General features: G+C 70.0%; 10 protein-coding genes and 1 pseudogene. 2 read left to right on the plus strand and 9 right to left on the minus strand.

Translation table 11 applies throughout. From position 1 onward, the window contains the following. Nucleotides 1-48: 48 nt before the first annotated feature. Genes QUE51_RS04205 through QUE51_RS04210 form a run of 3 tightly spaced genes read right to left on the minus strand, consistent with a single transcriptional unit; the run spans nucleotide 49 to nucleotide 2804 of the window. Nucleotides 49-468 carry a GNAT family acetyltransferase gene (locus tag QUE51_RS04205; RefSeq protein ID WP_286278359.1) on the minus strand — a complete coding sequence of 140 codons (420 nt, stop codon included), beginning with the start codon at nucleotides 466-468 and terminating at the stop codon, nucleotides 49-51. Then, a complete protein-coding gene (locus tag QUE51_RS18345) occupies nucleotides 469-936 on the minus strand; it encodes a hypothetical protein (RefSeq protein ID WP_434017239.1) in 468 nt (155 codons plus the stop codon). It lies immediately after the preceding gene. After that, nucleotides 888-2804, minus strand: coding sequence for an ATP-dependent helicase (locus tag QUE51_RS04210; protein ID WP_434017240.1), 1917 nt, complete (start codon nucleotides 2802-2804; stop codon nucleotides 888-890). The genes QUE51_RS18345 and QUE51_RS04210 overlap by 49 nt, the downstream gene beginning before the upstream one ends. A 195-nt stretch (nucleotides 2805-2999) precedes the next feature. Here QUE51_RS04210 and QUE51_RS04215 point away from each other — a divergent pair, with 195 nt between their 5' ends. Next, nucleotides 3000-3458, plus strand: coding sequence for a hypothetical protein (locus tag QUE51_RS04215; protein ID WP_286278360.1), 459 nt, complete (start codon nucleotides 3000-3002; stop codon nucleotides 3456-3458). 61 nt (nucleotides 3459-3519) lie between these two features. Then, nucleotides 3520-4328 (plus strand): annotated as a pseudogene (locus tag QUE51_RS04220) (Bax inhibitor-1/YccA family protein). A 364-nt stretch (nucleotides 4329-4692) separates the two neighbouring features. Here QUE51_RS04220 and guaA read toward each other — a convergent pair. The 6 genes from guaA to QUE51_RS04250 form a co-directional block, all read right to left on the minus strand. Further along, the gene (gene guaA / locus QUE51_RS04225; RefSeq protein WP_286279252.1) at nucleotides 4693-6294 is read right to left on the minus strand and encodes a glutamine-hydrolyzing GMP synthase; all 1602 of its coding nucleotides are present in this window, start codon (nucleotides 6292-6294) and stop codon (nucleotides 4693-4695) included. Nucleotides 6295-6301: 7 nt separating this feature from the next. Next, nucleotides 6302-6739 carry a DUF3817 domain-containing protein gene (locus QUE51_RS04230; RefSeq protein ID WP_286278362.1) on the minus strand — a complete coding sequence of 146 codons (438 nt, stop codon included), beginning with the start codon at nucleotides 6737-6739 and terminating at the stop codon, nucleotides 6302-6304. Between the two features lie 10 nt (nucleotides 6740-6749). Continuing rightward, nucleotides 6750-7577 (minus strand): SURF1 family protein, encoded by an 828-nt coding sequence (locus QUE51_RS04235; protein WP_286278363.1) that lies wholly within the window; start codon nucleotides 7575-7577, stop codon nucleotides 6750-6752. Then, nucleotides 7574-9304: a glycerol-3-phosphate dehydrogenase/oxidase gene (locus tag QUE51_RS04240; protein ID WP_286278364.1), complete on the minus strand. Its 1731-nt coding sequence runs from the start codon at nucleotides 9302-9304 to the stop codon at nucleotides 7574-7576. Before QUE51_RS04240 ends, QUE51_RS04235 begins: the two co-directional genes overlap by 4 nt. Before the next feature lie 45 nt (nucleotides 9305-9349). After that, nucleotides 9350-10465 (minus strand): GuaB3 family IMP dehydrogenase-related protein, encoded by a 1116-nt coding sequence (locus QUE51_RS04245; RefSeq protein ID WP_286279255.1) that lies wholly within the window; start codon nucleotides 10463-10465, stop codon nucleotides 9350-9352. 138 nt (nucleotides 10466-10603) lie between these two features. Further along, complete coding sequence (locus tag QUE51_RS04250; protein ID WP_286278365.1) at nucleotides 10604-11551, minus strand: hypothetical protein; 948 nt, start codon at nucleotides 11549-11551, stop codon at nucleotides 10604-10606. Between the last annotated feature and the right edge of the window lie 104 nt (nucleotides 11552-11655).

Raw genomic sequence — 11655 nt, forward strand, 5'->3', positions numbered from 1 at the left:
CCGAGAACGGGGGAGGCGGGATTTCACCGCGAATCCTGGGAATTCCCGTCAGGAATCCGGAATGAGGCGCTTCCCCATGCCGGAGGCCGCATCGTCGGCATAGCCGAGTCCGGACCAGAACGAGCCGGCGGAGGAGTTGCCCGCGCGGATCTGGATATTCACCTTGGGGCACCCGAGCTCGGTGAGCCGCCGCTCGACCTCGCCCATGAGCCGCCGGCCGAGACCTGCTCCCTGCCGATCGGGCGCGACGGCGACGTAGTAGACCCATCCGCGATGCCCGTCATATCCGGCCATCGCGGAGGCGACCAGTCGGCCGTCCTCCTCGCCCACCAGGAACAGCTCCGGCTGCACCGCGAGCTTGCGCGCGATGTCCTTCCGCGGGTCGTTCCAGGGCCTCGTGAGGCCGCAGGCCTCCCAGAGGGCGACGACCGGCTCGGTGTCGCCCTGCCGGAACGGCCGGACCCGCACCTACGCGAGCTTCTCGATCGGCGCGACCTTGATGAGGAGGCGCTTGCGGCCGGCGACCTCGAACTGGACCTCGGCGATGCGCTTCGCGCCCTCGCCGGTGACCGCCATCACCCGCCCGTCCCCGAAGTCCGTGTGCCGGATCCGGTCGCCGGCAGCGAGCACCAGGTCGCCGTTGTCGCGCACCTGCCCCGTGATGCGGTTCGCCCACTCCGTCTTCGGCTTCGCTGCGGGAGGCGGGCCGCTGGGCGTGCTGTAGGCGCCGCCGTAGCCGTCCCGCCGCGCGTTGAGCGCGCGCGGCTGTGTGCCGCCGCGGCTCGTCGCCATGCCGGGCGACTGGCGCCAGTCGATGAGCTCGGCCGGGATCTCCTGCAGATAGCGGCTCGGCATCGCGACCGAGACCTCGCCGAACTGCGCCCGCGTCATCGCCAGGGAGAGGAAGAGTCGCTTGCGCGCGCGGGTGATGCCCACGTAGAACAGCCTGCGCTCCTCCGCGGGGCCCCCGGCTCGCCCGCCGACATGCGGTGCGGGAGCAGGTCCTCCTCCACACCGGTCAGGAACACCGCCTCGAACTCGAGGCCCTTCGCGGTGTGCAGCGTCATCAGCGACACCGAGCCGGTCTGGTCGTCGAGATCGTCGGCGGCGGCGACCAGGGACACCTCGGTGAGGAAGTCGAGAAGCGTGCCCTCGGGGTTGTTGCGCTGGAACTCCTTGGTCACCGCCACGAGCTCCTCGACGTTCTCGGCGCGCGCCTCGTCCTGCGGATCCCGGGATGCGCGGAGCGCATCGAGCAGCCCGCCTTTGGAGATGAGCAGGGACAGCACCTCGGGCACGCCGTCACCCGGAGCGGTCGGCGGCCGCTCGGTGAGCGCTGCCGCCTCGTCGAGGAGGTCGGACAGCGCGGTGATCGCACCCGTCACCTTGGGCCCGAGGCCGAGCTCCTTCGCGTGCCGCAGCGAGTCGCGGAAGGTGATCTCGTTCTTCTCGGCGAATGTCGCGAGCTGGGTCTCGGTGGCCGGTCCGATGCCCCGCTTGGGGGTGTTGAGGATCCGCCGCACCGCGAGGGTGTCGGCCGGATTCGCGACGGCGATCAGGTACGCCATCGCGTCCTTGATCTCCGCGCGCTCGTAGAACTTGGTGCCCCCGATGATCCGATAGGGGACGGCCGAGCGGATGAAGATCTCCTCGAGCGCACGGGTCTGCGAATTGGTCCGGTAGAAGACCGCCATGTCGTGATACGCGACGCCCTTGTCCCTGAGCGCCTGGATCTCGTCCGCGACGAACTGCGCCTCGTCGTGCCCGGAATAGCCCGTGTAGCCGACGATCTTCTCGCCGTCGCCGTCGGCCGTCCACAGCTTCTTGTCCTTGCGGTCGAAGTTGTTCGAGATGACCGAGTTCGCCGCGCTCAGGATGTTCTGGGTCGAGCGGTAGTTCTGCTCGAGCAGGATCACCTTCGCACCCGGGAAGTCGCGCTCGAATTCCACGATGTTGCGGATGTCGGCCCCGCGGAACGCGTAGATCGACTGGTCAGAGTCGCCGACCACGGTGAGCGAGGCCGGCTCGGTGGCGGCCAGCAGGCCCGGCTCCAGCTCGGCCGGGGACTTCGTGAGCTCGCGGATGAGCGAGTACTGAGCGTGGTTGGTGTCCTGGTACTCGTCGACGAGGATGTGCCGGAACCGCTTCTGGTACGCGGCAGCGACGTGCGGGAACGCCCGGAAGAGGTACACCGTCTGGCTGATGAGGTCGTCGAAGTCGAACGCATTGGCGCTCGAGAGGGCCCGCGAGTACTGGCGGAAGATCTCGACGAACATGACCTCGTTGGGGTCGTTGAAGTTCGCCTGCCGCGCGTAGCTCTCGACATCCGCGAGCTCGTTCTTGAGCTTGGAGATGCGGGCCGCCGTCGAAGCGACCGTGAAGCCGAGGACGTCGGCCTCGAGGTCCTTGATGATCCGCTTGATCAGCGCGCGGGAGTCGCCCGAGTCGTAGATCGTGAAGTTGCGGCTGTAGCCGAACTGCTCGGCCTCCCGGCGAAGGATCCGCACGCAGGCGGAGTGGAAGGTGGAGATCCACATGCCTTCGGCGGCGGTGCCGACGAGGTGCCGGACCCGCTCGCGCATCTCCCCCGCGGCCTTGTTCGTGAAGGTGATGGCGAGGATCTGGCTGGGCCACGCCTCCCGCGACTCGAGCAGGCCGGCGATGCGGTGGGTGAGGACGCGGGTCTTGCCCGAGCCGGCCCCCGCCACGATGAGGAGCGCGGGACCGCGGTAGAGCACGGCCTCGCGCTGCTGCGGATTGAGCCCCTCGAGCAGCGGTGATGACGTCGGCGCGATAGTGCTCATGAGGCCATCGAGTCTAAGCGAGGCCCCCGACAGCGGGCCGAACGAACCGCACGTCGCAGACTCGCGGACGAGCGCTGCGGCCGCCGCGCGGAGAAGCCGCTCGGTCGCGACCGGGTACCCTTCCCGGGTGAGTTCGCGACGGCCGGCGAGTCCGGAGCCGAACGCCGGGCTCCCCTCCGCTGGTCCACCTACCCGGTGCGCCAGCCGCTCGGGCTCATCCTTCTCGTGTGCGGGGCGGCGATGGTGCTGCCGATGACCGCTGCCACCGCCGAGCTCGGACTCGTCGGGTCTGCGGTGCACGCCGCAGGATGGCTGATCCTGCCCGCGCGTGGCGGACGCCGGGTGCTCGCCGCCCTGGCCTGCCTGCTGTCCCTCTACCTGATGCTGCTGGGGCCCCAGCTCGCGGCGCTCATGGCAGTGCCGCTCGCCCTCTGGTTCCTGGTCCGCCGCCGGCCCGCGAAGGCCTATCCCCTCACCCTCGCCCCGGCGGTGGCCGGGCTGCTCCTCACCCAGGTCACGGGGCCGTACGGCGCACGCATCCCGGTGCTCGCGGCGACCGCGGCGGTCGCCGTGGGCGCCGCATGGGTCGCCTCGCGTTTCTCCATCAGAGAACCTGCGCCTTCTACCAGGGAAAACGAACCTTCCGGCCGCTAAAATCGGAGTCATTATCACTTCCCTGCCCGGGATGGTCCCGGCCAGAGGGATCTGAGGAGCCATGGCACTGTCCAGCAATCCCGCATTCAACAACAGCCCCGCCTTCAACGGCAGGGGCGATGTCGCCGCTCGCGTCAACGCGCCTTCGGCGGAGGAGCTTGACGCGCTCTACGCGCGTCCGGCAGCCACCGCGGATGACACCGGCCGGATGACGTACGAGGACACGATCGTCAAGACGGTCGGCCTCTTCGCCGTCCTGCTCGTCGGCGCAGCGATCGGCTGGTTCATCCCGGCTCTCGCCATCGTGGGCATGATCGGCGGCCTCGTCCTCGGCCTCGTCAACACCTTCAAGCGGCAGCCGTCCGTTGGCCTGATCGTCGGCTACGCGGCGTTCGAGGGCCTCTTCGTCGGCGGGATCTCCGCCTTCTTCGAGATGGCCTGGCCCGGTGTGGTCGTGCAGGCGGTCCTTGCCACGCTCGTCACCGTGGGTGTCGTGCTCGCGCTGTTCGCGAGCGGCAAGATCCGCGCCTCGGCTCGTGCGACGAAGATCTTCCTCGTCGCGATGGTCGCCTACCTGGTGTTCTCGCTGGTCAACGTGGCGCTGATGCTGTTCAACGCCCCGGTCGCCGGCGGTGCGTTCGGCCTGAACTCGAGTGTCGAGATCTTCGGCCTCCCGCTCGGCATCGTGATCGGCGCCCTCGCGGTGCTGCTCGCCTCGTACTCGCTGGTGCTCGACTTCGACTACATCCAGCGCGGTGTGAAGAGCGGCCTCCCCGCAAGTTCGGCTGGCAGGCCGGCTTCGGCATCATGGTGACGGTCGTCTGGCTCTACGTGGAGTTCCTCCGCCTCTTCGCCATCGCCCGCAACTAACACCCCTCACGAGCAGCACCGACCAGGTGCGAGCTCACCCGAGAGAGGACGGTCCCCTCGGGGGCCGTCCTCTTTTCGCTTAAGACGAGCAACCACCGAAATGCCCCTACGCGCGCTCGCGTCGCGTCCCAGCTGGGCAAGGACGTTCCAGGGACGCCCCTGCAAGGGGCTCACTGGAACGTCCCCATATCCGCCTCACGAACGCGACATTCCTGCAGAGCGGGGGCCGGGTGGCCCATTCTCTTGCGAGTTTTGGCGCGCATGCTTGCGCGCCAATGTCTGAGCTGAGAATGGGCCACCCGGCCCCCGCGGCCCCTAGCAGACCACCCAACCAGCGATGGCGGAGCCGAGCGCTAGGAGCCGTCTACTCCCACTCAATCGTCCCCGGCGGCTTCGAAGTGACATCGAGCACAACCCGATTCACCCCAGCCACCTCATTGGTGATCCGATTAGAGACCCGAGCGAGCACCTCATACGGCACCCGAGTCCAGTCAGCAGTCATCGCATCTTCAGAGGACACAGGCCGCAGGACGATGGGGTGACCGTACGTCCGCCCATCCCCCTGCACGCCCACAGAGCGAACATCGGCGAGCAGCACCACCGGGCACTGCCAGATCTCGGCATCCAGCCCGGCCGCGGTCAGCTCGGCCCGCACGATCGCATCGGCGTCGCGCAGCAGATCGAGCCGTTCCCGGGTGACTTCGCCGACGATCCGGATCCCGAGCCCGGGTCCGGGGAAGGGCTGGCGGGCGACGATGACCTCGGGGAGTCCGAGCTCGCGTCCGATGGCCCGCACCTCGTCCTTGAACAGCGTGCGAAGGGGCTCGACGAGCTCGAACTTGAGGTCTTCGGGAAGCCCGCCGACATTGTGGTGCGACTTGATGTTGGCCGTGCCGGTGCCGCCGCCGGATTCGACGACGTCCGGGTAGAGCGTGCCCTGGACGAGGAAGCGGATGCTGTCGCCTTCGGCCTTGGCCTCGAGGACGAGCGCCTCGGCGGCGTCCTCGAAGGTGCGGATGAACTCGCGGCCGATGATCTTGCGCTTCTGCTCGGGGTCGCTGACGCCGGCGAGGGCGTCCAGGAAGCGGTCGGCGGCGTCGACGGTGACGAGGCGGACGCCTGTGGCGGCGACGTAGTCCTCCTGCACCTGCCGGGCCTCGTCCTTGCGGAGGAGACCGTGGTCGACGAAGACGCAGGTGAGCTGATCGCCGACGGCGCGCTGGACGAGGGCCGCGGCGACGGCGGAGTCGACGCCTCCGGAGAGCCCGCAGATGACCCGGGCGTCGCCGATCTGCGCGCGGATCCGCTCCACCTGCTCGGCGATGACGCTGCCGCTGTTCCAGTCGCCGGGGATCCCGGCGGCGCGGTGCAGGAAGTTCTCGATGACCCGTTGCCCGTACGGGGAGTGCTTCACCTCGGGGTGCCACTGGACGCCGTACAGCTTGCGCTCGTCGCTCGCGAAGGCGGCGACCGGTGTGGCGTCGCTGCTGGCCAGCACCTCGAAGCCTTCGGGGGCGCGTGCCACGGAGTCGCCGTGGCTCATCCAGGCGGTCTGGTCGGCGGGGATGCCGTCGAGCAGCGAGCCGCCCGACGTGACCGTGACTGCGGTCGAGCCGTACTCACGCCGCCCGGTGTGGGCGACCTCGCCGCCGAGCTGCTGCGCCATCGCCTGGAAGCCGTAGCAGATGCCGAGCACGGGCACGCCGAGGTCGAGGATCCCCGGGTTGAGCGCCGGCGCGCCCTCCTCGTAGACGCTCGAGGGGCCGCCGGAGAGCACGATCCCCACCGGGTTCCGGGCCGCGATCTGCTCGGCCGTCACGGTGTGCGGGACGATCTCGGAGTAGACGTTGGCCTCACGCACGCGGCGGGCGATGAGCTGCGCGTACTGGGCGCCGAAGTCGACGACGAGGACGGGCCGCGCCTCAGTTCCCGTCGCAGGCTGGGGCGTCTCGTCGCTGACGGGGATGCTGTCGCTAATGGCGGACCTCCGAGGGGGTGGACGCTGCGGCGGACTCGCGGGCCGCGAGGTAGGCGCTGACCTCGCGGGTGATCCGCCGCTCAGTGAAGAAGGAGAGCAGGGGCACGACGCCGCCGGCCGCGATGAGCAGGAAGCGCGTGATCGGCCACCGCAGGAACGTGACGAGGATGAAGTCGACGATGAGATAGGCGAGGTAGAAGTACCCGTGCGCGATCTGGGCGGCGAGACTCAGGTTGAACCCGGTGTGCATGCCGGCGGGGACGAGGAAGCCGCCGGTGCCGCCGAGGTCCGCCTCGAGCCCGAAGACGTACTTGAGGACGATCTCGACGCAGAGGATCAGGAGCATCACGCCGGTCGCGTAGGCGAGGATCCGGTAGATGGCGAGGGTCGTGCGGATCCTCGGGAAGTCGGTGATCCGGGGCTCGCTCGGCATGGTCCCCAGTCTACGGGCGCGGCCTGGAGGGGCTCTGCGCCGCCTCCTCGGCGGGAGCGGCCGCCTCGTCCAGCTCCTTCTCGTAGACGTCGCGCATCAGCCGATACCAGATGTAGAGGGCCGCGAGCGCGAAGAGGACCCACTCGACCGCATAGAACAGGTTGAGGAAGTTGAGCTGGACCTCCACCTCGGGCGGCGGGGAGGCGATCGTCTGCAGCTCGGCCGGCGCCGCGCGGAGCGTGATGTAGCCCGCGTGGGTCGGACCGGGATCCTGCCATTCGTTGACGAAGGCTGCCGTCGCCATGTCGGCTGCGAGGGCGGCCCCGTCCTCCGGCTCCGTCGGCGCCTCGCCCTGCTGGTACCGGCCGGTCAGGTCGGTCGGCAGCTCGGCCGGGTCGCCGTTCCACGCCTCGGCGGCGGCGGTGGCCGCGGCGAGCTCGTCGGTCCAGCCGAGGCCCACCGCGAGGGAGGCCCCGTCGGCCGTGCGGAGGTGGCCGATCGTCCAGTACCCGGTGCGTCCCTCGTCGATCCGGTCGCGGAGGACCGCGAAGTCGCCCGCCACCCAGGTCCCGGAGACCGTGACCAGCTGGCCCACGGCTGCCGACTTGGTCGTGGTCTGCGGCTGGGCGACCCGCTCGATCGGCAGCACGGTCTCGGTCGGCCGCTCGACGAAGCCGCCGTTCGTCACGGCGCGGCCCAGCTGCCACTGCCCGAACAGCGCGAACACGACGGCGATCGCGACGCAGAGCAGCAGCAGCGCGATCGAGCGGGGCCGCAGCATGACGGCGAGCAGCGGGTGGCCGCTCGCCGTCAGAGGCGTAGGAGAGGTTTCTGTCATGCGGTCTGGACGATGTCCGGCGCCTCCAGCCGCACGCGGTCGGCGGACTCGTCGTCCGGCTGCAGCTGGCTCTCGCGCTCGGCCTGCACGCGCCGGAGGTACGTCTGGACCTCCTTGTCGACCCGCGCCTCGTCCCAGCCGAGCACCTCGGCCATCAGGCGGGCCGCGACCGGGGCGGCTGAGACGCCCCGATCCCAGGCCTCGATCGAGATGCGCGTGCGGCGGGCCAGGACGTCCTCGAGGTGCAGGGCGCCCTCGTGGCTCGCCGCGTACACGACCTCGGCCTCGATGTAGTCGTCGGCGCCGGGGAGCGGCTCGGCGAGCTCGGGCCGGGCCTTGATCATGTCGAGGATCTCGTCGGTCAGGACGCCGTAGCGGTTCAGCAGATGCTCGATCCGCACGGTGTGGACCTTGAAGGCGCGCGCGATCTTGCCGCGCTTGTTCCACGCTGCCTGGTACCCCTCGGCCCCGAGCAGCGCGATGTTCTCGGTCGTCGACTCCGGGATCCGCCCGTCCAGCGCGGAGACCGCCGCGTCGATCGCATCCTTCGCCATGACGCGGTACGTGGTCCACTTGCCGCCCGCGACCACGACGAGGCCGGGCACCGAGTGGGTCACGAGGTGCTCGCGCGACAGCTTCGAGGTCTGCTCCGACTCCCCCGCGAGCAGCGGGCGGAGGCCGGCGTAGACGCCCTCCACGTCCTCACGGGTCAGCGGCACCGCGAGGATCTGGTTGACGTGCTCGAGGACGTAGTCGATGTCCGCGGCGGTCGCGGCGGGATGCGCCTTGTCGAGGTGCCAGTCGGTGTCCGTGGTGCCGATGATCCAGTGCCGGCCCCAGGGGATCACGAACAGGACGCTCTTCTCCGTGCGGAGGATGATGCCCATCTTCGACTGGAAGCGGTCGCGCGGCACGACCAGGTGGATGCCCTTCGAGGCGCGCACCTTGAACTGGCCGCGCTCCCCCACCATCGCCTGGGTGTCGTCCGTCCAGACGCCGGTCGCGTTGACGACCTGCTTGGCGCGGACGTCGAACTTCTCGCCCGTCTCCAGGTCGTGGGCGCGGACGCCGACCACGCGCTCGCCCACCTTGAGGAAGCCCTCCACGCGGACCCTGCTGGCCACGTGCGCGCCGTAGAACGACGCGGTGCGGGCGAGCGTCGCCACGTAGCGGGCGTCGTCGACTTGGGCGTCGTAGTAGGTGAGTCCACCGGTGAAGGCCCCGTTGCGGAGGCTCGGGATCGCGCGCAGCATCTGCCCCTTGAGCAGGTGGCGGTGGTGCGGGACACCGGGAGGACGCCCGCCCGACCAGCTGAAGACGTCGTACAGCAGCATTCCGGCTCCTATGTAGAAGCGCTCCCAGTACTTGTGGGTCAGCGGGTAGAGGAAGCGCACCGGCTTCACGAGGTGCGGCGCGAGGCGCTGCAGCAGCAGGCCGCGCTCGATGAGGGCCTCGCGGACGAGCCGGAAGTCCAGCTGCTCCAGATACCGGATGCCGCCGTGCACGAGCTTCGACGACCGGCTGGACGTGCCGGAGGCCCAGTCGCGGGCCTCCAGGAGTCCGACGCTCAGGCCGCGGGTGACCGCATCCAGAGCGCTGCCCGTGCCGACGATGCCGCCGCCCACCACGAGGATGTCGAGCTCGCGATCCTTGAGCGCGCGGATCGCCGCAGCTCGCTCCTCGGGACCGAGCTTCGACGAGAGTGAGACCGAATTCCCCTGCGCCATGATTCCTCCGTGTCCGCCGGCTGCACCGCGCCGGTGGGCGAGTTGCTACACCCGGTACGGTGCGACGACGACCTCCACCCGCTGGAACTCCTTCAGGTCGGAGTAGCCCGTCGTGGCCATCGACCTCTTCAACGCTCCGATGAGGTTGGCTGTTCCATCGGCCACCGGAGTGGGGCCGAAGAGGATCTGCTCGAGCGGGGCCACCTGGCCGACCTCGACCCGGTTGCCGCGGGGCAGCTCGAGGTGGTGCGACTCGGGTCCCCAGTGCCAGCCGCCGCCGGGCGCATCCGTGGCGCGGGCGAGAGCGGTGCCGAGCATGACCGCGTCCGCGCCGACCGCGATGGCCTTGACCATGTCGCCCGCGGTGCCGAGTCCGCCGTCCGCGATGACGTGCACGTACCGGCCCCCGGACTCGTCCAGGTAGTCGCGGCGAGCGCCTGCCGCATCCGCGATGGCGGTCGCCATGGGTGCATGGATGCCGAGGGCGGTGCGGGTGGTGGACGCCGCACCCCCGCCGAAGCCGACCAGCACGCCCGCCGCCCCGGTGCGCATGAGGTGCAGGGCCGCCATGTAGGTGGACGCGCCACCGACGATGACGGGGACGTCGAGCTCGTAGATGAACTCCTTGAGGTTCAGCGGCGTGCGCGTCTTCGAGACGTGCTCCGCGGACACGGTGGTGCCGCGGATGACGAAGAGGTCGACGCCGGCCTCGACGACCGTCTGGTAGTGCTCCTGCGTCCGCTGCGGGCTGAGCGCGCCCGCGACGGGCACGCCGGCGGCGCGGATCTCGGCGAGGCGGCTCTGGATGAGCTCCGGCTGGATCGGGGCGTCGTAGAGGCGGCGCATGGCGGCGGTCGCCTCCGCCGGCCCGAGCTCACGCAGGCCGGCGAGCTTGTCCGCCGCATCCTCGTACCGGGTCCAGAGCCCCTCGAGGTTGAGCACGCCGAGCCCGCCGAGGCGCCCGATGGCGATGGCGGTGTCCGGCGACGCGACCGAGTCCATGGGTGCGCTGAGCACGGGGATCGCGAACTGGAACGCGTCGATGGTCCACGTGGTGGACACGTCCTCGGGATCCCGGGTGCGACGCGAGGGCACGACCGCGATGTCGTCGAACGCGTAGGCCCGCCGAGCGCGCTTGGCGCGCCCGATCTCGAAGTCCATGCTCACCCTCCCAGCCTACCGGCGCCCCCGCTTCCCCTGCCTGGGCGCTCCCCCACCTCCCCCTCAACGCGTTGGTTCCCAAGGAACCGCGGGTGTAACCGCCATTGCGCGGGCGTAACTAGGCCCGCAGTGTGGCGGTTACACCCGCGCAACCGGGCGGAGACCGCTGGAGCGGACGATTCCGTCCATGCGCGGCGGATCCATGAGGTCCGCCCAGACGAGGCGGAACAGGCCGGTGGTCCGCCTCCGCAGCCGATCCTCGCGCTGCTTCTCGCGCCAGACCACTTCGGCTGCCGTCCTGCCACCGCGAAACTCCTCGCGCAGATACTTCACGGCACCGTCGAACTCGCCGACGATGCCCAGTCCCGGCCAGAAGAAGTCCACTACACCGACGAGGCCGCGCCCATCCGCGATGGGCACCTGAAGCTCCGGAGGTGCATAGCCGAGCTCATGCAGCCGAGCGCGCGCGAACGATTCACCGAACGAGTCGGAGACTCCCACGCCGAATTCGATCGCCGATCGAGCCGCCGACCTTCCTCGCCGACTCGGTTCCCTTTCCAGCTCCGCCAAGAGGTCCGTCCTGGTGACCGCCTGGCCGGCGCGACCGGCCATCGCCGCGTCCACAACTCCGACGGCGGGAGCGAAGGCGAGCCGCCGGGACAGGTCCACCACGGTGACCGCAGCTCCTGTCACCAACAGTCCCTGGACTTCGTTGACCCGGAGGCCTCTCAGCTCTCGCGGACGTCGGATCACGTCCCACTCCGAGCGTCCGCCCTGCGCCGGCTCACACAGCACCTCCACGCGATCCGGCCAGTCCCCGAGGAAGGGCAGGTTCCAGGCAGCCGCTGCCGAGAAGCCGCAGAAGATCACATCCCGGCTGGCGGCTTCTGCGACCGCCCGCATTCGGAGCAGGAGCCGGCCCCGCCCGTCGAGTCCGCTCCAATGAACGGCGTCCACGTAGGCGCCGCGTCGCACACGAACCAGCGCCTGGCGCTCGAGCGCCCGCTGAAGGGTCCGCTCCGAGGCGCCGATGCGCTGGAGGTCGGAGCTGAGCAGGAGCCCTGAAGCAGCGAATTCCGGAAGCATCCGGCAACCGTCGCGCGTGGAGTGCGCCGGCCGCCGGCACGGCCTGGAGACGTGGGGATCCGGGGCGCCCTCGCTCCTGGGGAGGAGCCACCGCCGCGGTGGAG

Origin of the sequence: Naasia aerilata (genome assembly GCF_030296595.1) — a bacterium.
Taxonomy (GTDB): domain Bacteria; phylum Actinomycetota; class Actinomycetes; order Actinomycetales; family Microbacteriaceae; genus Naasia; species Naasia aerilata.